Origin of the sequence: Bradyrhizobium sp. SPXBL-04, from assembly GCF_051853035.1 — a bacterium.
GTDB lineage: Bacteria > Pseudomonadota > Alphaproteobacteria > Rhizobiales > Xanthobacteraceae > Bradyrhizobium > Bradyrhizobium zhanjiangense.
The window spans coordinates 178,045-204,171 of sequence record NZ_CP182472.1 but is presented as its reverse complement, the minus strand read 5'-3'; the positions used below and the strand labels follow the sequence as shown (position 1 = coordinate 204,171).

Below are 26,127 nucleotides of genomic sequence, written 5' to 3'. Positions count from 1 at the left end.
GAAAGATTCTGGATTGCTTCGCTTCGCTCGCAATGACGTGATTGATGTAGACGCGCCACACACGCAACTGTCGTCCTGGCGAAAGCCAGGACTCAATGCTGCAGCGAGACGTTTGGCGAAGATGTGATCCGGTACTGCGACCTTCCACGATCGATAGATCACGCGGTATGGGTCCTGGCTTTCGCCAGGACGACGCCGAGGGTACAGCCGATTGCCCGGCTCACAATGCCGGAGCAGGTCGCGGCCGCGATCAAATCCCGCCCTTCGCCAGCCGCTTCACCACCTCGTCGAGCTGATCGAGGTTGCGATAGTTGATCTGCACGGAGCCGCCGGGATCACGGTGATTGACGGTGACCTTGAGCCCGAGCGCGTCGCTGACGCGCTTTTCGAGATCGATCGTATCGGGGTCCTTTTCCTTCGCGCCAGCGCGCGCCTTCTGCGGCTTGCGCTCCGGCACGCCCTCTTCATGCGCCAACGCCTCGGCCTGACGAACATTGAGGCCCTCCTCAACGATGCGCTTGGCGGCTGCGAGCGGATCGGGCACGCCGATCAGCGCGCGGGCATGGCCGGCCGTCAGCTCGCCGGTCGCGATGAAGGCCTGCACCTCGGCCGGGAGCTTCGTCAGCCGCATCATGTTGGCGACGTGGCTGCGGCTCTTGCCGACGACTCTTGCGATGTCATCCTGGCTGCGTTTGAACTCGTTTGCGAGCGCGTGATAGCCCTGCGCCTCTTCCATCGGGTTGAGGTCTTCGCGCTGCACGTTCTCGACGATTGCGAACTCCAGCGCATCGCTATCGCTGATGTCGACCGGCACGATCGGCACTTCGTGCAGGCCGGCCATTTGCGAAGCGCGCCAGCGCCGTTCGCCGGCGATGATCTCGTAGCGGTCCTGTGTGCCCTTCACCGGTCGCACCACGATCGGCTGGATCACGCCGTGCTGCTTGATGGAGTCGGAGAGCTCCTTGAGCTCGGCCTCCGAAAAGGTACGGCGCGGATTGCGCGGATTGGCCTTGATGAATTCGATCGGCACCTTGCGCTGCGCGCGCGGACGATCGACATGCTGAGCCTCGCCGCCGACATCACCGATCAGACTCGCAAGACCTCGGCCCAGTCGCGAACGCGCTTCGTCGGCCATCGCCAGCTCCCTTGGATTCACGGTGCAGCACTCCAGAACTGAATTTCACACTCTCGATCGTAGGGTGGGCAAAGGCGCGTCTTCGCGCCGTGCCCACCATCTTTCAATCGAATGGTTTTGGTGGGCACGCTTCGCTTTGCCCACCCTACGGCAGCGTCAATGCGTCATGCGCAGCTCGCGCTCGCGCTGGATCACTTCGGTGGCGAGCCGCAAATACGCTTCGCTGCCGACGCATTTGAGATCGTAGACCAGCACCGGCTTGCCGTAGGACGGCGCTTCCGAGATGCGCACGTTGCGCGGGATCATGGTCTTGTAGACTTTCTCGCCCATGAACTGGCGGACGTCGGCAACGACCTGGTTCGAGAGGTTGTTGCGCGAGTCGAACATGGTCAGCACGATGCCGTGGATCGACAGGTTGGGGTTGAGCGTCGAGCGCACCTGCTCGACCGTCTGCAGCAATTGCGACAGACCTTCGAGCGCGAAGAACTCGCATTGCAACGGCACCAGGATCGCATCGGACGCCGCCATCGCGTTCACCGTGAGCAGGTTGAGCGAGGGCGGGCAGTCGATCAGCACATAGGTGTAGTCGGCGTCCGGCGAGACATTGTTGTTGAGCGCGCCGATGGCGTCGCGCAGCTTGAAGGCGCGGCCGGGCGTGGTGCCGAGCTCGAGCTCGAGGCCGGAGAGATCCATGGTCGAGGGCGCGATGTGCAGCCGCGGCACGGCGGTCGAGACCACCGCCTCGCGCAAGGCGGCTTCGCCGACCAGCACGTCATACGTGGAGCACGAACGGCTGCGGCGATCGATGCCGAGGCCGGTCGAGGCGTTGCCCTGCGGGTCGAGATCGACGATCAGGACGCGTTCGCCGATCGCCGCGAGCGCCGTGCCGAGATTGATCGCTGTGGTTGTTTTTCCCACGCCGCCCTTCTGATTCGCCAGCGCCAGGATGCGGGGGTGGCCAGGCGGCACCTCATTGGTCACCTCATTGGTCTCTTGGGCGCTCTGTTCTTGCTGCGGCTCGTCAATCACGCTCATCGCAAATTCCCCCACTCAGGCCCCTGAACGCCTCACCCGCGCCGTTCGACGGACGTCAGTTCCACGATCCACCCGTCACCGGTGCGGCTTGGATGGAGCTGAGGCTGAATATTCCAATATTTAGTGGCTTCGGTCAATTCAGCCTCTACATCTTGACCCTTGAGAAACAACGCTTTTGCGCCCTGGCGCATCAGCGGCTCCGCAAAGCCGATAAGTTGATGTAGCGGAGCCAACGCGCGCGCGGTGACGCAATCGACGGGGCCGGTGATTCTATCCACATTATCCCCGATCTCAGCGAGATGTACGAGCCCTGGAGATGTGGTGACGCGAATCGCCTCGCGCAGGAATGCGGCCTTCTTGGCGATTCGCTCGACGAGATGGACGCGGGCATCCGGCGTCCCGGCCATGGCGCAGGCGAGCACGACGCCCGGGAAGCCACCGCCGCTGCCGAGATCGGCCCAGCGTTTTGCCGCCGGTGCGAGATCCACGAGCTGAAGCGAGTCGGCGATGTGCCGGGTCCAAAGGTGCGGCAGCGTCGAGGGCGCGACGAGGTTGGTCTTGGCCTGCCACTCCCGGAGCAAGGCGATGAAGCGATCGAGCCGGTCTTCCGTTTCATGTGAAACGGGCGCGAGCTTGAGCGCCGCGATCTTGTCGGCAGCGATGACCGCGTCCAGTGATTGATCGGTGGCGCTGGCCTTGTCGATCTTCGGTCTGGTCGGCCTCGGCTCGGGTCGACCGCCGGCGCCCTCACCCGCCGCGGATTTTCTTGATGACGATCTGCCGCCTCCCGGCCCGCGATGTTTCACGTGAAACGCCTATGCGATCGCCTTTGAGATCTTCCGGGCCTCGCGCCGCAGATGGGCAGCGAGAATGCCGAGCGCCGCCGGCGTCATCCCATCGATCCGGCCGGCCTGGCCGACCGTGAACGGCCGGGCCTTTTCCAGCTTGGCCCGCACCTCATTGGAGAGACCAGGCACCCGCTGGTAGTCGACCTCAGCCAGCACCATCCCCTCGTCGCGTCGGAAGGCTTCGACATCGGCGCTCTGGCGCTCCAGGTAGACGTCGTATTTGGCATCGATCTCAAGATGGGTGGCGATGACGGGGTCGATCGCCGACAGCTCCGGCCAGATCGCGCGGACCTGACTCCAGCCAATATCTGGATACGCCATCAGCTCGAAGGCGGACCGGCGCTGGCCATCGCGGTTCAGGGACAGGCCGTGCTTGATCGCCTCGTTCGGGGTGATCGTGAGCGACTTCGAGAGCGTCCGGGCTGCGTTCAGGGCATCCATCTTGGCGCGATGGTGCTGCGTGCGGGCACTGCCGACACACCCCAAGGCGATGCCCTTCTCGGTCAGACGCTGATCCGCGTTGTCGGCCCGCAGCGTCAGCCGGTATTCGGCCCGGGAGGTGAACATCCGATAGGGCTCGCTGATCCCGCGGGTGACGAGGTCATCGATCATCACACCGAGATAGCCATCCGCCCGGTCGAACACGGTCAGTGCGGCCCCGCTGGCGGAGAGCGCTGCGTTGAGGCCGGCCACGATGCCCTGCCCGGCGGCCTCCTCGTATCCGGTGGTGCCGTTGATCTGCCCTGCCAGGAACAGACCGCGCAAACGCTTGGTCTGGAGGGTCGGATCGAGCTCCCGGGGATCGATGTGGTCGTATTCGATGGCATAGCCCGGACGGACCATCTTCACCCGTTCCAGGCCTGGAATGCTGGCGAGGATCGCGAGCTGGACCTCTTCGGGAAGCGAGGTCGAGATGCCGTTGGGATAGACGGTCGTATCGTCGAGCCCTTCCGGCTCCAGGAAGATCTGATGGCCATCGCGGTCGCCGAAGCGGACGATCTTGTCCTCGATCGACGGACAATAGCGCGGACCGGAGCTCTTGATCTGACCGGAATACATCGGGGAGCGATGGACATTGGCCCGGATCACCTCATGGGTCGCCGAGGTGGTCCGGGTGATCCCACACTGGATCTGCGGGGTCGTAATCCGCTCCGTCATCACCGAGAACGGCTCCGGTGGTTCGTCTCCGGGCTGCATTTCGACCGCCGACCAATCGATCGTGGTGCCGTCCAGACGGGGTGGAGTCCCCGTCTTCAGCCGTCCGAGGGTAAAGCCGGCACGCTCAAAGGAGCTGGACAGGCCCATCGCCGGCGCCTCGCCCACACGACCGGCGGGCCAATTCTCCTCACCGAGATGGATCAGGCCGCGCAGGAAAGTGCCGGTGGTGACGACAATCGCCTCTGCTCGAAGCTGCCGGCCATCAGCCAGGCGCAGACCGGTGACCCGGCCTTCCACCACGATCAGCTCGTCAGCCTCACCCTCGATGACGGAAAGACCCTCGGTTTCCCGGATCGCGGCCTGCATCGCGGCCGCATAGAGCTTCCGGTCGGCCTGAGCGCGAGGACCACGAACAGCGGGACCCTTGCGGCGATTGAGGACGCGAAATTGAATGCCGCCGGCGTCGCCGACGCGACCCATCAGACCATCGAGAGCATCGACTTCGCGGACCAGATGGCCTTTGCCGAGACCGCCAATGGCGGGGTTGCAGGACATGGCGCCGACAGTGGAGAAACGGTGCGTCACCAGAGCGGTCGCTGCACCCATCCGCGCAGCAGCAGCCGCGGCTTCACAGCCGGCGTGACCACCACCGATGACGATGACGTCGAAACTCTCTCGCTCTGTTCGCATGAGCGGACTTCTAGCTCAGAGGCGGAAAAGCCGGAAGCGGAAAACTGGGTGAGATGCATGGGCGAAAAGCGATTTCGTAAAAAACAACCCCATGCACAGTAGAAAGGGCGTTGAACGGTTGTTTCACGTGAAACAATAAGGCGCCGTTCGATGGGAGGTAGGACAGTGAAGCCCGCCATGTTTCGATGCCTAAGTATTTCAACATTGAGCGAGATCGACGCCCCCGCCCGTCATTGCGAGCGCAGCGAAGCAATCCAGCATCTTCTCTCGGGAGGCAGACTGGATTGCTTCGTCGCAAGGGCTCCTCGCAATAACGAGATTGAGCGCTAGGTTTCGATTCCGGCCGTCGCTGTTTTCGGGCCTAGATCGAAGAGACCAAGATCGAAACGGGTCAGGCAGTCTGTTTCACGTGAAACAAAAGGCCGGAACTCGTAAAGCTATTTCACCTGACCCACTTTCAGGCGCAAGAAATGGAACAAGCGCTAATCCTACAATGAAGAACTAGCGCTACTTTCCAATGCAGAATTTCTGGAAGATGGCCCCAAGGACGTCTTCGACATCCACCCGGCCCAGCAGCCGACCCAGGGCATAGGCGGCGGCACGTAGTTCCTCCGCGGCAAGTTCTTCGCCCTCTTCTACAAGCTCCAAGCTTTGGCGCAAGCTGTCCGCCGCTTGGCGCAACAGGTCGCGTTGGCGCGCCCGGGTCACCAATGCGCCCTCGCTGGTTCCGAAGAATTCAGAAGCAAATGTCACCAGTGCGTCGACCAGCTGAGGGATGCCATCGCCCCGGCTCGCCGAGATCCCGAACTCGCCGCGCGGCCCGGCTTCCCCCACCCCACCGAGATCGATCTTGTTGCGCACGATCCAGATCGAGCCACCGGTCCGATCGCCTTCGCCGGCCTTCCACAGCGACCGCGTCGCGTCGGGATCGATGGCCTGCGATCCCTCCACCAACCACAGCACGAGATCTGCGTCTTCGGCCCTGGCCTGCGCCCGGCGCACGCCCTCCTGCTCCACCGGATCATCGGTTTCGCGAATACCGGCGGTGTCGATCACCGTCACGGGGTAGCCATCGAGATCGAGCTGTACCTCGATCACATCGCGTGTGGTGCCGGCATGCGGCGAGACGATCGCAACCTCGCGGCGGGCGAGCTGATTCATCAGCGTCGACTTGCCGACATTCGGCTCGCCTGCGATCGCAACCACCAGGCCATCGCGCAGACGTTCAGCTTGTCCCTGTGCCGCAAGGACTTCTGCAATTTCACCATGCAGCGCTCGGATCGCCTTGATGGCCGGTGCCAGGAGCTCGGCAGGCACATCGCCCTCGTCCGAGAAATCGATGCCGGCTTCGATCAGGGCAGAAGCCTCGATGATGCGCTCACGCCAATCGCGCGCGCGATGGCCGAGCAGGCCTTGCAATTGGCGCAGCGCCTGACGCCGCTGGCGGTCGGTGTCGGCGTGGATGAGATCGTCGAGGCCCTCGGCCTCGGTGAGGTCGAGCTTGCCGTTTTCGAACGCGCGCCGCGTGAACTCACCAGGCTCGGCCGCCCGCGTATTCGGTATATCAGAAATAGATGCGAGAAGCGCCGAAAGCACCGCACGTCCGCCATGGACGTGGAATTCGGCGACGTCCTCGCCGGTCGCGCTTGCCGGTCCCGGAAACCAGAGCACGACTGCGTCGTCGATCGGTTGGCCCATACCGTCACGGAGCAATCGGCGGCTGGCCTGCCGCGGCGCAGGCAGCGTACCCGTCAGCGTCGTCAACACCACGCCGGCCTGCGGCCCGGAGACGCGCACCATCGCAATCGCGCTCGGCGGACGGCCGGACGACAGCGCAAAGATGGTCTGGTCTTGCGGATGCATGGCCTATTTGTCCGGCTGCGGGAGAAAAGGCAAATCCACCATTTTCGAACGCCAGGTGGCCTAGTTTTGCTGCGCCAAGTCCCGCAACAAAGGCTGATATTGCAATGCAATAAAGCTGCGGCAATTTTGCTGCGGGATCCAGCCGCTCAAGCCCAGCAGGCTCAAGCAAATTCAATCTTATTGTATTCTGTCAAAGGCTTAACCGAAAATCGGGCTCGAGCGAGAGGCCGCTAATCTGCTGCAATTCGCCGCAGGAAAGCTGCACAATGAAAATGGGCGCCCGAAGGCGCCCTCCAACTTTTCGCTGCACTGCACTCAGGTGTTCATCGAGTCGAAGAACTCCGAATTGCTCTTGGTCGAGCGCAGCTTGTCGAGCAGGAAGTCGATCGCATCCATGGTACCCATCGGGTTGAGGATACGGCGGAGCACGTACATTTTCTTGAGCACCTGCGGATCGGTGATGAGCTCCTCCTTGCGGGTGCCGGAGCGCGAGATGTCAATTGCCGGGAAGGTGCGCTTGTCCGAGACCTTGCGGTCCAGGATCAACTCCGAGTTACCGGTGCCCTTGAACTCTTCGAAGATGACTTCGTCCATGCGGCTGCCGGTATCGACCAGCGCGGTCGCGATAATGGTCAGCGAGCCGCCCTCCTCGATGTTACGGGCGGCACCGAAGAAGCGCTTCGGACGCTGCAGCGCGTTGGCATCGACACCGCCGGTCAGCACCTTGCCGGATGACGGCACCACGGTGTTGTAGGCGCGCCCCAGGCGGGTGATCGAATCGAGCAGGATCACGACGTCGCGGCCATGCTCGACCAGGCGCTTGGCCTTCTCGATCACCATCTCGGCGACCTGAACGTGGCGCACCGCCGGCTCGTCGAAGGTGGAGGACACCACCTCGCCCTTCACCGAACGCTGCATGTCCGTGACTTCTTCCGGACGCTCGTCGATCAAGAGCACGATCAGATAGCAGTCCGGGTGATTCGCGGTGATCGAGTGCGCGATATTCTGCATCAGCACGGTTTTACCGGTGCGCGGCGGCGCGACGATCAGCGCGCGCTGGCCCTTGCCGATGGGCGCGACGATGTCGATCACGCGTGCGGAGAGATCCTTGCGCGTAGGATCGTCGATCTCCATGCGGAAGCGCTGATTCGGAAACAGCGGCGTGAGGTTGTCGAAATTGACCTTGTGCTTGGCCTTTTCCGGGTCCTCGAAATTGAGCGTGTTGACCTTCAGCAGCGCGAAATAGCGCTCGCCCTCTTTCGGGCTGCGAATATGGCCCTCGATGGTGTCGCCGGTGCGCAGGCCGAACCGGCGGATCTGCGAGGGCGACACGTAGATGTCGTCCGGACCGGGCAGATAATTCGCATCAGGCGAGCGCAGGAAACCGAAGCCGTCGGAGAGCACCTCGACGACGCCTTCGCCAACGATATCGGTCTCGGCCAGCGAGAGCTGCTTGAGGATGGCGAACAGCAGCTCCTGCTTGCGCATGGTGCTGGCATTCTCGACCCCGTTCTCTTCCGCGAACGAGACCAGCTCGGCCGGGGTTTTCGACTTGAGGTCCTGGAGTTTAATTTCCCGCATTGGGGTGGTCCTGTGGGGTAACCTTGGAAGGGGGGTGCGAGGTGGCTCTGAAATGCGGACGCGAGCAGTGCAGGTAAGGTCCGCAGGTCTGGCAAGGAGAGTGCCGATGAGGCTTCAAACCTGATGCGGTGTCCGGCCTCTGGAAAGCTCGGACACAACCACATCCGCCTGCGTTGGGTGGGATATCGATAATATAGAAAATCGCTTCCTGCTCCGCAAGCCGAAGCGCTGAGCGATTCGTCGCGCGCCTTGCCTAGAACGGCTTCACGATCACCATGATCACGATGAAAATCATCAGGACGGTCGGCACCTCATTGATAATTCGATAGAATTTCTGGGTCCGCGGGCGCCGGTCGGCGGCGAAATCCTTCAGCCAGCGGGAAAAAAAGCCGTGGACCGCGGACATTGCCAGGACCAGTGCCAGTTTTACGTGCAGCCAGCCGGAGCTGAACCAATGGCCGGACCAGGCGAGATAGAGCCCGGCGAGCCAGGTGACCATCATGGCGGGATTGATGATCGCCTTGAGCAGCCGGCGTTCCATGACCTTGAACGTTTCGGACTGCTTCGAGCCGATTTCGGCTTCGGAGTGATAGACGAACAGCCGCGGCAGATAGAGCATGCCCGCCATCCAGGAGATGACGGCGATCACGTGCAGCGCCTTGATCCACTCATACATGCCGGCAGCCTTCCATTCTTGTTTTCGACCCACTTTGCCGACGCGAACCGGGATCCATTCTGCTCGAAACCGCTTTCTGCTCACCGAACAGTGGATGGAAGGTGTCCGGTAAGAATTCATTCATAGATTTGGGCGCACACACATATCCGCGTGCTCGGCTCTTCTAAACCTAAAAATTTTAGAATCTTAAGGTTTGAGTCTTTGTGACCGTGGATTGGACTCACGCAATTCCGTCCGCCACTTCACGCGCGCTTGTTCACATCCATCAACATCTCCTGCGTCGGTCTGGCCGGTCGGAATAAGTGACCCGGTCTCAGGGGCTTGCGCCCGCTTGTCGGCAGCTTATCAAGAGGCTTGTCCGCGCAATCCCGTTTCCGCGCCGGCCGGCCGGCAAACTTGTTCTGGCGGGCAGCGGTGTGAAGAAAATTGGCCGTTGTCCCGTCCCTGGTGTCGCGCATCTCTTTCCGAGAGGTTAAGCTCCACAGAAATCCACAAACTGCCCCGCCAAAATTCAAAGAGTTTTTGTGCCGACCTCGAACAACTATTTCCATCTGCACCTGGTCTCCGACTCCACCGGTGAAACACTCATCACCGTGGCGCGCGCGGTCGCGGCTCAATACGCCAACGTGACGCCGGTCGAGCACGTCTATCCACTGGTGCGCAGCCAGAAGCAGCTCGATCGCGTGCTCGACGAGATCGAGGAGGCGCCGGGAATCGTGCTGTTCACGCTGCTGGAGAAGGATCTGGTCTTCAGGCTCGAGAACAAGTGCAAGGAGATCAACGTTCCGAGCCTGTCGATCATCGGCCCGGTGATGCAGCTATTTGAAGCGTATCTCGGCGCTGCGACCACCGGCCGCGTCGGCGCCCAGCACGTGCTCAATGCGGAATATTTCAAGCGCATCGATGCGCTGAACTACACCATGATCCACGACGATGGTCAGCATGTCGAAGGTCTCGACGAGGCCGACGTGGTGCTGGTGGGTGTGTCTCGCACCTCGAAGACGCCGACGTCGATCTATCTCGCCAATCGCGGCATCCGCACCGCAAACGTGCCACTGGTTCCGGGCATTCCGGTGCCCTCGCAATTGGAGACGCTGACGCGTCCGCTGGTCGTCAGCCTGCATGCGACTCCGGAACGGCTGATTCAGATCCGTCAGAATCGCCTGCTCTCTATGGGAGCCGAGTCTGGCAGCGACACCTACACCGACAAGCAATCGGTCACCGAGGAGGTTGCGTTCGCACGCAAGCTCAGCGCCAAGCATGATTGGCCACTGCTCGATGTCACCAGACGCTCGATCGAGGAAACCGCCGCGGCGATCATGAAGCTCTACACCGATCGCCAGCGCAACCGGCCCTCAGAATAGTTTCGCAATGGGTCTGTGGCGCGGCACATCTCCGTTGATTCTGGCCTCGCAAAGCAGCGCGCGGAAAACGCTGTTGGCGAACGCTGGCTTCGAATTCGAGAGCGTGACGGCTGACATCGACGAGCGCGGCCTTCAGGCTGCGTCGAAGCTTTCAAACCCGCGCGCGATCGCTCTGTTGCTGGCCTGCGAAAAGGCGAAGGCCGTCTCGGCTCTTCATCCCGGAAGCTATGTGATCGGCGCCGACCAGACCCTGGCTCTTGGCGAGCGCCTCTTCAACAAACCTGCCGGTCGTCCCCAGGCGATGGCGCAATTGCGCGATCTCGCCGGCAACAGCCACGAGCTGAATTCAGCGGTGGCGGTGGCGCATGACGGAAAGATTGTTTTCGAGGATGTTTCGGTCGCCCGCATGACCATGCGGCATTTGACCGAAGCCCAGCTTTCAGACTATCTCGATGCCGCCGGTGACGCCGTCGCGACCAGTGTCGGCGGCTATCAGCTCGAAGGGCTGGGTATCCATCTGTTCGAGCGCATCGAGGGCGACCATTTCACCATTCTCGGCCTGCCGCTGCTGCCGCTGCTTGCGTTCCTGCGCCGCGAGCGGCTAGTTGCGGTGTGAACGACAGACATGGCTGGGCGCTGATGCGGATCCTTGGACTGACCGGCTCGATCGGGATGGGCAAATCCACCACCGCGAAATTGTTCGCGGAGGCTGGTGTTCCCGTCTACGACGCCGATGCCGCAGTTCATCACTTGTATGAAGGCGAAGCGGCTCCCGCGATCGAGGCTGCCTTCCCCGGCACCACCGTCAACGGCAAGGTCGACCGGTCCAAACTGTCCGCGCGGGTCGTGCACGATCCCGCCGCGATCAAGCAGCTCGAGCAGATCGTCCATCCAATGCTGGGCGAGTCCCGCAAAAAATTCTTCGCCGAGGCCGAAGCGGCCAAGGTCCCCGTCGTGGTGCTGGACATTCCCCTCCTGTTCGAGACCGGCGGCGAGAAACGGGTCGACGCCGTGGTCGTGGTCTCGACCTCGCCGGAACTTCAGCGCGAGCGGGTGCTGGCGCGCGGCACGATGGACGAGGCAAAGCTCGACGCCATCATCGCCAAGCAGATGCCCGACGCCGAAAAGCGCAAGCGCGCCGATTTCGTGGTGGATACCTCACACGGACTTGAGCCGGTGCGTGCTCAAATCAAGCACATCCTGGCCGAGGTCGTTAAGATGCCGCAGCGGCGATCCTGATTCGCCAATTTTTGCACGGCCATCCCAATCATGCGCGAAATCGTTCTCGATACCGAAACCACCGGCCTCGATCCGCTCCGCGGCGATCGCCTGGTCGAAATCGGCTGTGTCGAGATCTTCAACCGCATGCCGACCGGACAGACCTTCCACCGCTACATGAACCCCGAAAGGGACATGCCGGCGGAGGCCTTCGCAGTGCACGGGCTGTCGGCTGAATTCCTGTCGACCAAGCCGCTGTTCCACGAGGTCGTCGACGAGTTTCTGGAATTCATCGGCGATGCGCCGCTGGTGATCCACAACGCCTCGTTCGACATCAGCTTCATCAATGCCGAGCTCGATAGGATCAAGCGCGCGGCGATCCCGCGCGAGCGGCTGGTCGATACGCTGCTGCTTGCGCGGCGCAAGCATCCCGGCGTGTCGAACCGGCTCGACGATCTCTGCTCGCGCTACGCGATCGACAATTCACACCGCACCAAGCACGGTGCGCTGCTCGACGCCGAGCTCCTGGCCGAGGTCTATGTCGATCTGGTTGGGGCGCGGCAGTCGCAGCTGCTGCTGGCCTCGGACACCGAGGAGATTCGCGTCAGTGCGACCGGCGAAGCGCCGCGGCGACAGCGCCTGGTGCCGCTTGCGCCGCGGGTTTCCGATGCCGAACGCGAGGCCCACCGGGCCTTCATCGCAACGTTTGGCGACAAGGCGATCTGGAACGAGTACCTGCCCGCTCCAGCTGCCATGGCGGCCGGTTAGGCCTGACCGGCTTGGCCCTGAGCGGCCATTTGCCGCTCCATGTTCTGACGATAGAGACCGACGAAGTCGACCGGATCCAGCATCAGCGGCGGGAACCCGCCGTCGCGGACGGCGGTCGCGATGATCTCGCGCGCGAACGGGAACAGCAGGCGCGGGCACTCGATCATGACCAGCGGATGCAAATTCTCCTTCGGCACATTGGCGATCCGGAACACGCCGGCATAGGCGAGCTCGAACGAGAACATCACCTTGCTCGCCGCCTCGGCCTTGCCCTCGACCGACAACGTCACCTCGAACTCCTGTTCGCTGAGGTTGTTGGCGCTGACGTTGATCTGGATGTTGATCTGGGGCGGCTGGCTCTGCTGCTGGAGCGAGCTCGGCGCGTTCGGATTTTCGAACGAGAGGTCCTTGGTATATTGCGCCAGCACGTTGAGCTGGGGAGCCTGGGCCGCCTCGGGAGGGGTGCCGTTACCGTTGGTCATGAAAGTCTCTCCTTACCCGATTTGGGCTGAATTTCGCGGCGGTTGGCTAACATAGGCCCGCCTCATTCTACAAGGACGAACGACCCCGGGTGAGATATCGGAGCCGCGCCCGCAACTGTGCGGTTCACCCGGTCTTTTGCGCGAAATTGCGCCCTAAACGATTGAAGAAGCGCGATTTCCGGGCAGGATCGGGTTTCCCCTTAAGCATAAAACGCGCTACACTCAGCGCCGTGCCAAAAGGCGCCATTGGCCGGGCAAGATTTCGTGCCTACATCCCAGGGACCAGACGCGCGGACCTAAATGGTGATGTAGACTTGCCGTTTCCGTATGGAACGGTCTACTGGCCGGATTGATTTTCCCGGCGACGACCTCAAATCGAAGACCAAAAGCAAAGACCAGAAAGCGAATACGACGTGGACATCTACACTATCATTTTCCTGGCGCTGGCGGTCTTTATCTTTCTGCGGCTGCGCAGCGTGCTGGGACAGCGCACCGGCAACGAACGGCCGCCGTTCGACCGCAATGCGCTCCAGGGTGCCCAGGACAAGAACGTCGTGACCATGCCGGGCAAGGTGATCGACCAGGCCCCGCTGGCGCCGACGGCCGAGCCGATCCCGCCCGCCGATCGCTGGAAGGGCCTGGCCGAGCCGGGCACCCCACTCGCGCAGGGTCTCGACGCCATCGTCGACAAGGATTCCACTTTCGACCCGCGCCATTTCATCTCGGGTGCTCGTGGCGCCTATGAGATGATCGTGCTCGCCTTTGCCAATGGCGACCGCCGCGCGCTGCGCGACCTGTTGTCGTCGGAGGTCTATGAGAGCTTCGATGCCGCGATCAAGGAGCGCGAGAAGAACGAGCAGAAGACCGAGACGCGTTTTGTCTCGATCGACAAGGCTGAGCTCGTCGGCGCCGAGCTGCGCGACCGCACCGCGCAGCTCACCGTGCGCTTCGTCTCGCAGATGATCTCGGCCACCCGCGACAAGGCCGGCAACATCGTCGACGGCAGCGCCGACACGGTCGCCGACATCACCGACATCTGGACTTTCGCCCGCGACACCTCCTCTCGCGATCCGAACTGGAAGCTGGTTGGCACCGGAAGCGCGAATTAAGATATTTCTGAAGAACAGCGCGACGGCGCTTTGCGCAGGTGTCGTCGTGCTGTCGTCGTTTTCGCTCGGCGCAGAGGCGGCGCGGCGCCACTACCGCAGCCATCACCATCATCTTCCGACATTGCCTGCCGCCCCGCCGCGGGCCTTGCCCTATCCGCAGCTTCCCCTGCCGTTCGAGATTTCCGGCGCGCAGTATCTGCCGCTGGCCTGGGCGGACGTGAAGGGCTGGAGCGAGGACAATCATCTCGCCGCCTACAAGACCTTCCGTGCGAGCTGCCGGTCGATCAACGCGCAGACCGGCCCATCTGAGCCGAAAGCCGAATCCAAAGCACTTGGCGCCTCGCTGAGCAAGCCCTGCCGGGCCGCCAGATCGCTCGAGCTCACCGACGACGCCAAAGCGAAGACCTTCTTCGAGGAGAATTTTTCGCCGTTGCGCATCTCGCGCCTCGGCGAGCCCGACGGCTTCGTCACCGGCTATTACGAGCCCGTGCTGGAGGGATCGCGGACGCAGACCGACGTCTACAACGTTCCGGTCTATCGCCGCCCCTCCAACCTGTTCGTGCGCGGCTACAAGCAGGACTCGGTCAGCCTGCCCAACAAGGGTCCGGTCTATCGCAAGATCGGCCGCCGCAAGCTGGTGCCCTACTATGACCGCGGCGAGATCGAGGACGGCAAGATCGCCGGCCGCGGGCTGGAGATCGCCTGGCTCAAGGACCCCACTGATCTCTTGTTCGCGCAGATCCAGGGCTCGGCACGGATCAAGTTCGACGACGGCGGCACGGTCCGGCTCAATTACGACGCCTATAACGGCTATCCCTACACGGCGGTCGGTCGCATTCTGATCGAGCGCGGCATCATTCCGAAGGAAGAGATGTCGATGCAGAAGATCAGGGAATGGATGACGCAGAATCCTGAGGGCGCCAAGGAGCTGCGCCGCCAGAACCGCGCCTACATCTTCTTCCGCGAGGTAAATCTCTCCGACAAGGAGGAGGCGGTCGGCGCGCAGGGCATTCCGCTGACGGCCGGCCGCTCGATCGCAGTCGACAAGTCGCTGCACGTCTACGGCACGCCATTCTTCATTGAGGGCGAGCTGCCGATCGATTCCGAACGCGCCAAGACGTCGTTCCACCGGCTGATGATCGCGCAGGACACCGGCTCGGCCATCATCGGACCTGCGCGCGCCGATCTCTATTTCGGCGCGGGCCCGGATGCCGGCCGCGTCTCCGGGCGGCTCCGCCATCCCATGCATTTCGTGATGCTGGTGCCCAAGAGCCTCGATCCCAGCATACGCGGCGCGCGATTGCCGGTGCCGGACCCGCGTCCCTCGGAGAAGATCGCAAAGCTGTTCCCGCAGACCGACCCGGCCAAGGATCCGAAGAACGCGGCGGCTGCGGCGAAAGCTGCTGAGTCAGGCAAAGCTGGCGCGCCCTCGCCTGCCGTGCCACAAGCCAAGGACGCCACCGTTGCGGTAGCGAGCCCGGTGCCGCTGCCGGAGCCGCGTCCCAACATCAAGCCCGACCGCGAACAGCGCAAGCGCGTGTATCGTCGTTCCCACCCGCAGCAATGAAGCGATCGTCCCGTCCGCCCGTGCTGGAGCCGCGTCCCTCACCGCGCCGCCGTGCGCTGAGCGAGGAGGAGCGCGCACTGTGGGACAATGTTGCGAAACAGGTCAAGCCGCTGAGGAAGTCTCGCGTGGCGAAGGCGCCGGCCGCGCCGCGCGGTGAGCCATCACCGACGCTCCCGTCCGCAAGACCCGCGCCACCCGCAAGGCCGGTCGCCGCTGCGCCGGTGCCGCGCGTCGCAAAACCGTCCGTACCGCCATTGGCGCCGATCGGCAAGCGCGAGCGCGCAAAGCTATCGCGTGGGCGCAGCGAGATCGAAGCGCGGCTCGACCTGCATGGCATGACCCAGACGCGCGCCCATCGTGCGTTGACCGGCTTTCTGCACCGCGCCCAGAACGACGGCCTGACCTTCGTTCTGGTCATCACCGGCAAGGGCCGCAGCGGCGGCGAAAGCGGCGTGCTGCGCCGCCAGGTGCCGGAATGGCTCAGCCTGCCGGAATTCCGCGCCTTCGTCGTCGGCTTCGAGGAGGCCCATATCGGGCACGGCGGCGAAGGTGCGCTGTACGTGCGAATTCGGCGGGCGAGGGTCTAGAGCGGCCGGACGATTGCGAGCGCGGACTTCTCTTGCCTCTCCCGCTTGCGGGTGAGGGCTCTCTCATCTTGGGCAATCTCTTTGTGGGGACACCCTCACACCAGCCCTCTCCCGCAAGCGGGAGAGGGAGCGCACCGTCTCCGGAGTTGGACTGAGTCGTCTCAGAACGGCCGGATGATTCCGACGCGCGGGATCAGCGTGAGGATCAGGCCGAAGGTGTTCGTCTTCCGATCCTCGGCCGGAATCGGCGGCGTCTCGCGCGCGGCGGGAAGCATCTTCACCGCGTGCAGAATCAGGAACATGCAGACCGCCCAGTTCGAGATCCAGCGCGAATAGTCGAACACCATCGCGAACATCACGAGATAGGCGAGGCTGACGCCGATCACCGCCGCGAGGACGAGCCGCCGGTGCATATCCTTCGCAAGCGCGTCGATCAGGCTCGCAAGATAACGCCACAGCGGCGTGTGCAGCCAGATCAGTGCCGCAAACACGGGCACGCCGAGAATGTTGTGCGGCAGCCGGCCCCAGGTGTCGGCAACCTCCTTCGCCAGCGGTTGATACCAGATGTAGCTGAATTGCAGCAGATCGGTGCGGGATGGATCGGCCATCCGGCTCTTGAGATATGCGACGAAATCCGCTTCCGGGATCGGCATCGTTCCCAGAAACTGCGCCGCGAAGAACAGCGCGGAGACGATGGCAAAAGCCGCGACACCGAACGTATTGTTGGTGCGATTGCAGCCGCAAGCCAGGTAATGCCTGATCACGACGATGGTGATGATCGTCGGCACATACATCAAGAGATGGATGTGATGGATCAACACGAGCATGATCGAGAACAGTGTAGCCGTCGCCACGAAGAGCAGCGAGCCCGCCGGCATCAGCAAGAGGACGATCGCCAGCGCACAGCCATAGATGTCGAAATGGCCGAGCGTGTGCATGAAGTTCTTGAGGAAGAACGGCGAGCCCGCGGTGAAGACGAACAGCGGCAGCGTCTTCGCGGTGAAGCCGAACGTCTTCTGGAACAGCCTTGCGTACAGCCCCAGCGTCGCCAACCACGTCACCCCGCCGAGCGCGAACACCAGCCACACCGGCACCTTCGCCGTGAACAGCGCGACGATCGCCCCGATCAGCGCGCGCTTGATGAAGCCGAAATGGTAGTCGACGAGGAGGTGGATATAGGGGACGTAAGGCGGCAGCTGGATCTTGTGAAGGAAGACGCCGACCAGGACGGCGGCGTTGATCGCGAGCAGCAGCCGCCACGGGTTTTGCCAGAGGCTAGCGGGCACGCCGCACCTGCGCATTGGCGGCCAACTCAGCCGTCGTCCCGGACAAGCGAGCATAGCGAGTGCTGATCCGGGACCCATAACCACAGAAGGTCGTTTGAGCCGAGATCGGAGTCGCCATCTGTTTCAACAAGGACCGCCGCGGGTAATGGGTCCTGGCTTTCGCCAGGACGACGGCGGAATAGATACAGCGCCGGGGCAAAATTACAAAATAAACCGGCTCAGATCGGCATTCTTGGCCAAATCTCCGACGTGCTTCTGCACGTAGTCAGCATCGACCCGGACCGTCTCACCATTGCGGTCGGGGGCGGTGAAGGAGATCTCGTCCAGCACCCGCTCCATCACGGTCTGGAGCCGCCGCGCGCCGATGTTCTCGACGGCGGAATTGACGGCCACGGCGACGTCGGCCAGCGCATCGACCGCGCCATCGGTGATGTCGAGCGTCACGCCCTCAGTCTGCATCAAGGCGACATATTGCTTGATCAGCGAGGCTTCGGGCTCGGTCAGGATGCGGCGCATGTCGTCGCGGGTCAGCGCCTGCAATTCGACGCGGATCGGCAGGCGGCCCTGCAATTCCGGCAACAGGTCGGACGGCTTTGCGACGTGGAAGGCGCCGGAGGCGATGAACAGGATGTGGTCGGTCTTGACCGCGCCGTGCTTGGTCGAGACCGAGGTGCCCTCGATCAGCGGCAACAGATCGCGCTGCACGCCCTCGCGCGAGACATCGCCGCCGACGCGGCCGTCGCGGGCACAGATCTTGTCGATCTCGTCCAGGAACACGATGCCGTTGTTCTCGACCGCGCTGATCGCTTCCAGCGTCAGCTGCTCGGTGTCCAAGAGCTTGTCGGATTCCTCGTTGACGAGAATCTCGTGCGAGCCCTCAACGGTCAGCCGCCGCGTCTTGCTGCGGCCGCCCAGCTTGCCGAAGATGTCGCCGATCGAGATCGCGCCCATCTGCGCGCCCGGCATGCCCGGGATCTCGAACATCGGCATGCCGCCGCCGGACGACTGCGTCTCGATCTCGATTTCCTTGTCGTTGAGCTCGCCGGCGCGCAGCTTCTTGCGGAAGGATTCGCGGGTCGCGGAAGAGGCATTGGCGCCGACCAGCGCATCGAGCACACGCTCCTCGGCCGCGAGCTGCGCCCGAGCCTGCACGTCCTTGCGCTTGCGTTCACGCACCTGGACGATCGCGACCTCGACGAGATCGCGCACGATCTGCTCGACATCGCGGCCGACATAGCCGACCTCGGTGAACTTGGTCGCTTCCACCTTCAGGAACGGCGCATTTGCGAGCTTGGCGAGCCGCCGCGCGATCTCGGTCTTGCCGACGCCGGTGGGGCCAATCATCAGGATGTTTTTCGGCAGCACCTCCTCGCGCAAGGAGCCTTCGAGCTGCTGCCGCCGCCAGCGGTTGCGCAGGGCGATCGAGACGGCGCGCTTGGCATCGGCCTGGCCGACGATGAAACGGTCGAGTTCGGAAACGATTTCGCGGGGGGAGAAGTCTGTCATGGCACCTTAGCTAGGGTCAGATGCGGGCTGGGACAAGCCGCTTTTTTCGGCCATCAGATGATCGGCGGACCGGATTGCCATTGCTTCACGGCGTCCACCGGATTGATCAGCATCAGGATATTGAGTGTCAGATTGTCGCGAATGTGGAGCGCCAGCATGATTTCGAAGGCGAGCCCGATCAGAATGGTCACTGACACCGGCAGCACACGGGCAACGAGGAACCCCAGTACCATGAAGACCGCGTCCGAGACCGAGTTGACGATGCTGTCGCCGTAATAGTCCAGCGAGATCGTACCGGCGCGGTAGCGTTCGATGATGAACGGCGAGTTCTCGACGATTTCCCAGGTGCCTTCGATCAGCATGGCGATGATCAATCGTGCCGGCCATGACAAAGGCAGCGAGGGCAGTCGCGCGAACAGCAGCCAAGTCAAACCGTAGAACAGGAAGCCGTGCAGGACGTGGGAGAAACTGTACCAGTCGGCGATATGTTGCGAATTCTCCGAGCTGTTCACCACGCCATGCCACAGCTTCACATAGCCGCAGGTGCAGATCGGCACGCGTCCCACCGCGAACAGGATCGAGGCTTGCAGCATGAGCAGCAATAACGCGATGCCCAACCAGGCTTGCGGGGGTACCGCGACCTTGCTCTGCTGCGTGCTCGTCAGCGTCACGATTCACGCACCATCAACAGCGCCGGTCCGTCCGGCGTCTCGACCATGCGGTCGCGGACAAAGCCAGCCTTCTCATAGGCGCGTATGGCACGCGCGTTGAGCGGATCAGGATCGGTGACGATCCGCGGCAGGCCGTTCCGCAGCTGCGCGTTGACGAATTGGCGAATCAACGCCGCGCCATGGCCGCACGCGATCATGTCGCTTTCGCCGATGAACTGGTCGATCCCACGCGTGCCCTCCGGTTGCGGCCCGAAGCCCGTATTCCAGGCGGTCAGGCGGTAGCATTGAAGATAGCCGAAGGGCCTGTTGCCGGCCAACACGATGAACTGGTTCATGGCCGGCTCGTCGAGATCGCCGCTGACGAGCGAAAACTGCTCGTCCGGATCGCCCCACCATTCCCGCACATGGGGCTCGCCCAGCCACCGCCGGATCAGCGGCAGATCGGCCGCGGTCATCGGGCGGAAGATGTAGGTTATGGCCATCAGCTAGCCGCGGCGATGCTGCGCCCCCTCTCCCGCTTGCGGGAGAGGGTCGGGAGAGGGTGTCTCCGCAATGGGACAATCCCCCAGAGGAGAAAGCCCTCACCCGCGCGTTCGGCGCGACCTCTCCCGCAAGCGGGAGAGGTTACAGCCAGTCCGGTGCCCCGCCGTTGAGTCACAGGTAGGCCCTACCCTGTCGCCAGGCTCTCGATGGTCACATTCCGGTTGGTGTAGACGCAGATGTCGGCGGCGATGTCGAGGGAGCGGCGGACGATGGTCTCGGCGTCCTTGTCGGTATCGAGCAGGGCGCGTGCCGCGGCGAGCGCATAATTGCCGCCGGAGCCGATCGCCATCACGCCGGCCTCGGGCTCGAGCACGTCCCCGGTGCCGGTCAGCACCAGCGAAACATCCTTGTCAGCCACGATCATCATGGCCTCCAGCCGCCGCAGATAGCGGTCGGTGCGCCAGTCCTTGGCCAGTTCGACCGCAGCGCGGGTCAGCTGCCCCGGATATTGCTCGAGCTTGCTCTCCAGCCGCTCAAAGAGCGTGAAGGCGTCGGCGGTCGCGCCGGCAAAGCCGCCGATGACGTCGCCCTTGCCGAGCTTGCGGACCTTCTTGGCGTTGGACTTGATCACGGTCTGGCCGATCGAGACCTGGCCGTCGCCGCCGACCACCACCTTGCCGCCCTTGCGGACCGTCAAAATCGTGGTGCCGTGCCAGCCCGGCGAGCTGTTCTGGGAAACCTGCATGAATGACCCTCGTTGTCGGGCCTGATTTAGGCGGTCGAGGCCAAGGGGACAACAGGCGGACAACCGGCGGACAACGGGCCGCTCCGGGCCTAATTCGCTCACCATAGGCAGAAGTAGAGGCCCGGCTACCCCGTTCCCGCAGTAGCGAAGGCGTCATTTGGCTGTTAAAAGACCGGCGTTTTCGGCCCCGAACTAGGATGAAAGCTAGTTTTGATGCGCACCGCGACGATCAAGCGCAAGACCAAAGAGACCGACATCGAGGTCACTGTGAACCTCGATGGCAACGGCGTGGCCAATATCGCGACCGGCATCGGCTTTTTCGACCATATGCTCGATCTCCTGGCCCGCCATTCCCGCATCGACCTCACGGTCAAGGCGGTGGGCGACCTGCACATTGATCATCACCATACCACCGAAGACACCGGCATCGCGCTCGGCCAGGCGGTCAAGCAGGCGCTCGGCAACATGGCGGGCATCACCCGCTATGCCGGCGTGCACATGCCCATGGACGAGACGCTGTCGCGCGTCGTCATCGACATCTCGGGCCGCCCGTTCCTGGTGTTCAAGGCCGACTTTCCCCGCGACAAGATCGGCGAGTTCGACACCGAGCTGGTGCGCGAGTGGTTCCAGGCCTTCGCCATCAACGCCGGCGTGACTCTTCACGTCGAGACCCTATATGGCGATAACAGCCACCATATCGCCGAGTCCTGCTTCAAGGGTCTGGCGCGGGCGCTGCGCACTGCGGTCGCGATCGATCCGAAGGCTGTGGGCGAAATCCCGTCCACCAAGGGCTCGCTCGGCGGCTGACGTCTCGGTCCGGCGGCGGGCGCCGCCTCCGGTATCACTGAATTCAGAGAACGGGGCATCACCATGCCTGTCTATACGGTTCATGCTCCCTCTCCTGCCGGAGCCGATCTGCGTGCCACCGACAAGTTCGTCTTCGTGCGCGACGGCTTCCACTTCTGGGCGATGATCTTCGGCCCGGTCTGGCTGCTGTGGAATCGGCTGTGGCTGGCGCTGATCGGCTGGCTGATCTTTGTGGCCGCGTTCAATGCGGGGCTGTCCAGCCTCGGTCTCGGGCGCTCGTCGATCTTCTACGCGGATCTCATTATCGCCCTGCTGATGGGCTTTGAGGCCTCAAGCCTTCGCCGTTGGACCTTGTCGCGCGGCAAGTGGCGGCAGCTCGACGTCGTGATTGCCGACAACGAGGATACCGCGGAGCACCGCTTCTTCGAGCGCTGGAGCCAGAAGCAGCACGGCATCGTCAACGATCAATGGGCCGTTGATCGCGGCGGCCCGCCGCCGACCCGCGGCGTGCCGGGTCAGCAATTCTCGAACCCGCCGCCATTGCCGGCGGGCGGCATCATTGGGTTGTTTCCAGAACCGGGAGGGTCAAGATGAGCGTCGCCATCATCGATTACGGTTCCGGCAATCTGCATTCCGCCGCGAAAGCCTTCGAGCGCGCCGCGCGCAGCTTGGACAACCCGCAAAAGGTGTTCGTTACCAGCGATCCGGACCAGGCCTACAGCGCCGACCGTCTGGTGCTGCCGGGCGTCGGCGCTTTCGCCGATTGCCGGCGCGGACTTGATGCCGTCAACGGCATGGTCGAGGCGATCACGGAAGCGGTGCGCGTCAAGGCGCGGCCCTTCTTCGGAATCTGCGTCGGCATGCAGTTGATGGCAAGCCGCGGCAAGGAGCATGTCACGACGGACGGCCTGAATTGGATCGGCGGCGATGTCGAGAAGATCACGCCGCGCGACGAGAGCCTGAAGATCCCGCACATGGGCTGGAATACGCTGGAGGTTTTGCGCGAGCATCCGGTGCTGAACAAGCTGCCGCTTGGCCCTAAGGGCCAGCACGCCTATTTCGTGCACTCCTATCACCTCAACCCCGCCAACGAGGCGGATGTGCTGGCGCGCGCCGATTACGGCGGGCCTGTCACCGCGATCGTCGCGAAGGACACCGCGATCGGCACGCAATTTCACCCCGAGAAAAGCCAGCGTTTCGGCCTGGCCCTGATCTCGAACTTTTTGCGATGGAAACCGTGATCCTCTTCCCCGCGATCGACCTCAAGAACGGCCAATGCGTGCGCCTCGAGCAAGGCGACATGGCGCGGGCGACCGTGTTCAACCTCGATCCCGCGGCGCAAGCGCAGAGCTTTGCCGCGCAGGGTTTTGAGTATCTCCACGTCGTCGATCTCGACGGTGCCTTTGCCGGCAAGCCGGTGAATGCCGAGGCCGTCGAGGCGATGCTGAAGACGATCAGGATTCCGGTGCAGCTCGGCGGCGGCATTCGCGATCTCGCCACCGTCGAAGCCTGGCTCGACAAGGGCATCACCCGCGTCATCATCGGCACCGCAGCGGTGCGGGATCCTGAACTGGTGAAGGCTGCGGCGAAGAAATTCCCGGGCCGCATCGCGGTCGGTCTCGACGCCCGCGACGGCAAGGTCGCCGTCGAAGGCTGGGCCGAGACCTCGCAGGTCACAGTGCTGGAAATCGCGCAGCGTTTCGAGGATGCCGGCGTTGCCGCCATCATCTTCACCGACATTGCGCGCGACGGTCTGCTCAAAGGCCTGAACCTAGACGCGACCATTGCGCTGGCGGACGCGATCTCCATTCCCGTGATCGCCTCAGGCGGCCTCGCCTCGATCGAGGACGTCAAGGCGATGCTGACGCCGCGCGCCAAGAAGCTCGCTGGCGCGATCGCCGGCCGCGCGCTCTACGACGGCCGGCTCGATCCCGCCGCCGCCCTCACCCTGATCCGCAACGCGTGCTAGGAGACATCCAATGTTCAAGGTGCGCGTGATCCCCTGCCTCGACGTCAAGGACGGAAGGGTCGTCAAGGGAGTCAACTTCGTCGATCTGCGCGATGCCGGCGACCCTGTCGAAGCCGCGATCGCCTATGATGCCGCCGGGGCCGACGAGCTCACCTTCCTCGACATCACCGCGACCCATGAGAACCGCGGCATCATGCTGGACGTGGTCCGGCGCACGGCGGAAGCCTGCTTCATGCCGGTCACGGTCGGCGGCGGCGTGCGTGAGGTCAACGACATCAAGACGCTGCTGCGCGCCGGCGCAGACAAGGTCTCGATCAACAGCGCCGCGGTGTCGCGGCGCGAGTTCGTCAAGGAAGCCGCCGAGAAGTTCGGCGAGCAGTGCGTGGTGGTGGCGATCGACGCCAAGCGCGTCAAGCGTCCGGGCGGCGACCGCTGGGAGATCTTCACCCATGGCGGGCGCAATTCGACCGGCATCGACGCCATCGAATATGCCCAGGAAGTGGTCTCGCTCGGCGCCGGTGAAATCCTGCTCACCTCGATGGACCGCGACGGCACCCGGCAGGGTTTTGACATTCCGCTGACCCGGGCGATCGCCGACAGCGTCTCCGTCCCGGTGATCGCCTCTGGCGGCGTCGGCAATCTCGACCACCTCGTCGACGGTATCCGCGACGGGCACGCCACCGCCGTGCTGGCCGCCTCGATCTTCCACTTCGGGGAATTCACCATCCGCGAAGCCAAGGAGCACATGGCCCGCTGCGGACTGCCCATGCGCCTCGATGCCTGACGACTCCCGTTCACAAAAGTGCTACACGAGCCGGTAGACCGGCTCGTTCGGCCGGATCGCGCTTTCCGAGTAGTCTGTATGCCGCGTTTCACGATCCACGATCTGGCCGAGACCATCGATGCCCGCGCGGCATCCGGTGGCGAAGCTTCCTATACCCGCAAGCTTCTGGACAAGGGCGCCGAGCATTGCGCCAAGAAGTTCGGTGAGGAAGCAGTCGAAACCGTAATCGCAGCAGTCGAAAACGATCGCGCGCATCTGATCGCCGAAAGCGCCGACCTGCTCTACCATTTCCTTGTGCTGCTCAAGGCACGCGGCGTAAAGCTGGAGGAGGTCGAGGCCGCGCTGGACAAGCGGACGTCGATGTCAGGGTTGGAAGAAAAGGCGTCGCGCAAGAGCGGCAACTAGCCGAGGTGGAAAGATCGCGTCATGGATATCCGCGCACCCGAGCAGCAGTATAATCCGTACCGCGTCTATACGCGCGAGCAGTGGTCCAGGCTGCGCGACGATACGCCGATGACTCTGGAGCCGGGCGAGTTCGACCGGCTGCGCTCGCTGCACGATCGCCTGGACTTGCAGGAGGTCGAGGACATCTACCTGCCGCTGTCGCGCCTGTTGTCGATCTATGTCGACGCCATGCAGCGCCTGTATTACGCCGAGCGCCAGTTCCTCAATATCCGCGACCGAAAAGTGCCCTACATCATCGGCGTCGCCGGCTCGGTCGCCGTCGGAAAATCCACCACGGCCCGCGTGCTTCAGGCGCTGTTGGCGCGCTGGTCGCCGCGGCCGAAGGTCGAACTGATCACGACCGACGGATTTCTGTATCCCAACGCGGTGCTCGAGCGGCAGGGCATCATGCAGAAGAAGGGTTTTCCGGACAGCTATGACCTGCCGCTGCTGCTCAGCTTCCTCTCCGACATCAAGTCCGGCCGCCGGCACGTCCGCGCGCCGGTCTATTCGCATCTGACCTACGACATCGTGCCAAACGAGTGGGCGGAGATCGATCGGCCCGACATTCTGATCGTCGAAGGCGTCAACGTGCTGCAGACCGGAAAGCTGCCGCGTGACGGCAAGGCGGTGCCTGTGGTCTCCGACTTCTTCGACTTCTCGGTCTATATCGACGCCGACGAGGCGGCGCTGCGGCAATGGTACATCAAGCGCTTCCTGGCGCTGCGCGACACCGCCTTCACCAATCCAAAATCCTACTTCAACCGCTACGCCCTGTTGTCGGATGAGGAAGCGACCGCCACCGCGATCGCGATCTGGGAACGCACCAACCTCGCCAATCTCGAGGACAACATTCTGCCGACCCGCCCCCGCGCGACGCTGATCCTGAAAAAGGGCGCCGACCACACGGTGGAGAGCGTGGCGCTCAGGCGGCTGTAATCGCGCCGGTGAACATGGGTCCCTGGCTGGTCCGGGCTGAGTGTCTTTTGTTGCTGACCGACAATCGGTATTCCGCTATGCCTTCAAAAACGGCTGGGAGGCAGCATGGTTGATCGTCTCAGAAGCGCCGCGGAGCAGCTTGAAGCGCCGATCTGCCCGGACTGCCATATCGAGATGAAGTGGTTCCGCTCCGAACTGCTCGCGGACGAGCCGACCCCGATCATCGCGCATCTCTTCGTGTGCCCACATTGCAAGCGCGCGGCAAAGACGGACACCATATTCAAGGGCCCCCAAACGCCGCCAGATAAGCTCGCTGCGCCGCGTTTTACTGCTCATGAAGGAACGATCGTCCCGCCGGACGACACGGGGCATGCTCGGCTCCCGGCCTGCCCCGCACCATAGCTGGCGCCGG

28 protein-coding genes are annotated in these 26,127 nt (G+C 63.2%); 15 read left to right on the top strand and 13 right to left on the bottom strand.

The features are described from left to right. Positions 1 to 250 precede the first annotated feature (250 nt). The 7 genes from ACNJX8_RS00970 to hemJ form a co-directional block, all read right to left on the bottom strand. Entirely contained in the window at positions 251 to 1,135 is an 885-nt protein-coding gene (locus ACNJX8_RS00970) for a ParB/RepB/Spo0J family partition protein (RefSeq protein ID WP_439359281.1), read from the bottom strand. Positions 1,136 to 1,291: 156 nt separating this feature from the next. Further along, on the bottom strand, positions 1,292 to 2,170 hold the full coding sequence (locus ACNJX8_RS00965) for a ParA family protein (RefSeq protein WP_128944563.1): 879 nt from the start codon (positions 2,168 to 2,170) through the stop codon (positions 1,292 to 1,294). A gap of 32 nt (positions 2,171 to 2,202) precedes the next feature. Further along, positions 2,203 to 2,844: a 16S rRNA (guanine(527)-N(7))-methyltransferase RsmG gene (rsmG, locus tag ACNJX8_RS00960; protein ID WP_439362047.1), complete on the bottom strand. Its 642-nt coding sequence runs from the start codon at positions 2,842 to 2,844 to the stop codon at positions 2,203 to 2,205. 141 nt (positions 2,845 to 2,985) lie between these two features. Beyond that, entirely contained in the window at positions 2,986 to 4,866 is a 1,881-nt protein-coding gene (mnmG, locus tag ACNJX8_RS00955; protein WP_439359280.1) for a tRNA uridine-5-carboxymethylaminomethyl(34) synthesis enzyme MnmG, read from the bottom strand. Between the two features lie 507 nt (positions 4,867 to 5,373). Next, the gene (mnmE, locus tag ACNJX8_RS00950; RefSeq protein WP_439359279.1) at positions 5,374 to 6,729 is read right to left on the bottom strand and encodes a tRNA uridine-5-carboxymethylaminomethyl(34) synthesis GTPase MnmE; all 1,356 of its coding nucleotides are present in this window, start codon (positions 6,727 to 6,729) and stop codon (positions 5,374 to 5,376) included. Positions 6,730 to 7,044: 315 nt separating this feature from the next. Beyond that, positions 7,045 to 8,310 (bottom strand): transcription termination factor Rho, encoded by a 1,266-nt coding sequence (rho, locus tag ACNJX8_RS00945; protein ID WP_128930505.1) that lies wholly within the window; start codon positions 8,308 to 8,310, stop codon positions 7,045 to 7,047. 253 nt (positions 8,311 to 8,563) lie between these two features. Continuing rightward, positions 8,564 to 8,986 (bottom strand): protoporphyrinogen oxidase HemJ, encoded by a 423-nt coding sequence (gene hemJ, locus ACNJX8_RS00940; RefSeq protein ID WP_091882604.1) that lies wholly within the window; start codon positions 8,984 to 8,986, stop codon positions 8,564 to 8,566. 524 nt (positions 8,987 to 9,510) lie between these two features. Here hemJ and ACNJX8_RS00935 point away from each other — a divergent pair. Genes ACNJX8_RS00935 through dnaQ form a run of 4 tightly spaced genes read left to right on the top strand, consistent with a single transcriptional unit; the run spans position 9,511 to position 12,336 of the window. Then, positions 9,511 to 10,350, top strand: coding sequence for a pyruvate, water dikinase regulatory protein (locus ACNJX8_RS00935; RefSeq protein WP_091882598.1), 840 nt, complete (start codon positions 9,511 to 9,513; stop codon positions 10,348 to 10,350). A gap of 7 nt (positions 10,351 to 10,357) precedes the next feature. Further along, positions 10,358 to 10,966 carry a Maf family protein gene (locus ACNJX8_RS00930; RefSeq protein ID WP_439359278.1) on the top strand — a complete coding sequence of 203 codons (609 nt, stop codon included), beginning with the start codon at positions 10,358 to 10,360 and terminating at the stop codon, positions 10,964 to 10,966. Between the two features lie 23 nt (positions 10,967 to 10,989). Beyond that, the gene (gene coaE, locus ACNJX8_RS00925) at positions 10,990 to 11,589 is read left to right on the top strand and encodes a dephospho-CoA kinase (protein ID WP_439362046.1); all 600 of its coding nucleotides are present in this window, start codon (positions 10,990 to 10,992) and stop codon (positions 11,587 to 11,589) included. A 30-nt stretch (positions 11,590 to 11,619) separates the two neighbouring features. Further along, a complete protein-coding gene (dnaQ, locus tag ACNJX8_RS00920) occupies positions 11,620 to 12,336 on the top strand; it encodes a DNA polymerase III subunit epsilon (protein WP_128930501.1) in 717 nt (238 codons plus the stop codon). Here dnaQ and secB read toward each other — a convergent pair. Then, the gene (gene secB, locus ACNJX8_RS00915) at positions 12,333 to 12,818 is read right to left on the bottom strand and encodes a protein-export chaperone SecB (protein WP_091882589.1); all 486 of its coding nucleotides are present in this window, start codon (positions 12,816 to 12,818) and stop codon (positions 12,333 to 12,335) included. The genes dnaQ and secB overlap by 4 nt on opposite strands. 413 nt (positions 12,819 to 13,231) lie before the next feature. On the opposite strand from secB, the gene ACNJX8_RS00910 reads away from it, so the two are divergent. The 3 genes from ACNJX8_RS00910 to ACNJX8_RS00900 are packed head-to-tail and all read left to right on the top strand — an operon-like array spanning position 13,232 to position 16,081. Next, on the top strand, positions 13,232 to 13,927 hold the full coding sequence (locus ACNJX8_RS00910) for a Tim44/TimA family putative adaptor protein (RefSeq protein WP_439359277.1): 696 nt from the start codon (positions 13,232 to 13,234) through the stop codon (positions 13,925 to 13,927). After that, positions 13,905 to 15,494 (top strand): murein transglycosylase A, encoded by a 1,590-nt coding sequence (mltA, locus tag ACNJX8_RS00905; RefSeq protein WP_439359276.1) that lies wholly within the window; start codon positions 13,905 to 13,907, stop codon positions 15,492 to 15,494. The genes ACNJX8_RS00910 and mltA overlap by 23 nt, the downstream gene beginning before the upstream one ends. After that, a complete protein-coding gene (locus tag ACNJX8_RS00900; protein WP_128944553.1) occupies positions 15,491 to 16,081 on the top strand; it encodes a Smr/MutS family protein in 591 nt (196 codons plus the stop codon). The genes mltA and ACNJX8_RS00900 overlap by 4 nt, the downstream gene beginning before the upstream one ends. 161 nt (positions 16,082 to 16,242) lie before the next feature. Here the strand turns inward: ACNJX8_RS00900 and ACNJX8_RS00895 are convergent, their stop codons facing one another. The 5 genes from ACNJX8_RS00895 to hslV form a co-directional block, all read right to left on the bottom strand. Next, the gene (locus ACNJX8_RS00895; protein WP_439359275.1) at positions 16,243 to 17,382 is read right to left on the bottom strand and encodes a hypothetical protein; all 1,140 of its coding nucleotides are present in this window, start codon (positions 17,380 to 17,382) and stop codon (positions 16,243 to 16,245) included. A 186-nt stretch (positions 17,383 to 17,568) separates the two neighbouring features. Then, the gene (gene hslU, locus ACNJX8_RS00890; protein ID WP_091882581.1) at positions 17,569 to 18,873 is read right to left on the bottom strand and encodes an ATP-dependent protease ATPase subunit HslU; all 1,305 of its coding nucleotides are present in this window, start codon (positions 18,871 to 18,873) and stop codon (positions 17,569 to 17,571) included. Between the two features lie 53 nt (positions 18,874 to 18,926). Further along, positions 18,927 to 19,544, bottom strand: coding sequence for a DUF2585 domain-containing protein (locus ACNJX8_RS00885; RefSeq protein ID WP_439359274.1), 618 nt, complete (start codon positions 19,542 to 19,544; stop codon positions 18,927 to 18,929). Further along, positions 19,541 to 20,026 (bottom strand): GNAT family N-acetyltransferase, encoded by a 486-nt coding sequence (locus tag ACNJX8_RS00880; RefSeq protein WP_439359273.1) that lies wholly within the window; start codon positions 20,024 to 20,026, stop codon positions 19,541 to 19,543. Before ACNJX8_RS00880 ends, ACNJX8_RS00885 begins: the two co-directional genes overlap by 4 nt. 185 nt (positions 20,027 to 20,211) lie before the next feature. Further along, entirely contained in the window at positions 20,212 to 20,772 is a 561-nt protein-coding gene (gene hslV, locus ACNJX8_RS00875; protein ID WP_091882572.1) for an ATP-dependent protease subunit HslV, read from the bottom strand. Between the two features lie 213 nt (positions 20,773 to 20,985). Between hslV and hisB the strand changes: the two genes are divergently transcribed. The 8 genes from hisB to ACNJX8_RS00835 all read left to right on the top strand — a co-directional run bounded on the left by hisB (position 20,986) and on the right by ACNJX8_RS00835 (position 26,117). Beyond that, positions 20,986 to 21,579: an imidazoleglycerol-phosphate dehydratase HisB gene (gene hisB, locus ACNJX8_RS00870; protein ID WP_439359272.1), complete on the top strand. Its 594-nt coding sequence runs from the start codon at positions 20,986 to 20,988 to the stop codon at positions 21,577 to 21,579. A gap of 63 nt (positions 21,580 to 21,642) precedes the next feature. Beyond that, positions 21,643 to 22,173 carry a DUF2628 domain-containing protein gene (locus tag ACNJX8_RS00865; RefSeq protein WP_128944549.1) on the top strand — a complete coding sequence of 177 codons (531 nt, stop codon included), beginning with the start codon at positions 21,643 to 21,645 and terminating at the stop codon, positions 22,171 to 22,173. After that, a complete protein-coding gene (gene hisH, locus ACNJX8_RS00860; RefSeq protein ID WP_439359271.1) occupies positions 22,170 to 22,820 on the top strand; it encodes an imidazole glycerol phosphate synthase subunit HisH in 651 nt (216 codons plus the stop codon). Before ACNJX8_RS00865 ends, hisH begins: the two co-directional genes overlap by 4 nt. Next, positions 22,808 to 23,548, top strand: a complete 741-nt coding sequence (gene hisA, locus ACNJX8_RS00855) for a 1-(5-phosphoribosyl)-5-[(5-phosphoribosylamino)methylideneamino]imidazole-4-carboxamide isomerase (RefSeq protein ID WP_439359270.1) — start codon at positions 22,808 to 22,810, stop codon at positions 23,546 to 23,548. Before hisH ends, hisA begins: the two co-directional genes overlap by 13 nt. A gap of 10 nt (positions 23,549 to 23,558) precedes the next feature. Further along, positions 23,559 to 24,332 (top strand): imidazole glycerol phosphate synthase subunit HisF, encoded by a 774-nt coding sequence (gene hisF / locus ACNJX8_RS00850; protein WP_091882560.1) that lies wholly within the window; start codon positions 23,559 to 23,561, stop codon positions 24,330 to 24,332. A 78-nt stretch (positions 24,333 to 24,410) separates the two neighbouring features. Then, complete coding sequence (locus ACNJX8_RS00845) at positions 24,411 to 24,737, top strand: phosphoribosyl-ATP diphosphatase (protein WP_008539706.1); 327 nt, start codon at positions 24,411 to 24,413, stop codon at positions 24,735 to 24,737. Positions 24,738 to 24,758: 21 nt separating this feature from the next. Beyond that, entirely contained in the window at positions 24,759 to 25,715 is a 957-nt protein-coding gene (gene coaA / locus ACNJX8_RS00840; protein ID WP_091882557.1) for a type I pantothenate kinase, read from the top strand. Positions 25,716 to 25,820: 105 nt separating this feature from the next. Further along, the gene (locus ACNJX8_RS00835) at positions 25,821 to 26,117 is read left to right on the top strand and encodes a hypothetical protein (protein WP_244551021.1); all 297 of its coding nucleotides are present in this window, start codon (positions 25,821 to 25,823) and stop codon (positions 26,115 to 26,117) included. Positions 26,118 to 26,127: the final 10 nt, after the last annotated feature.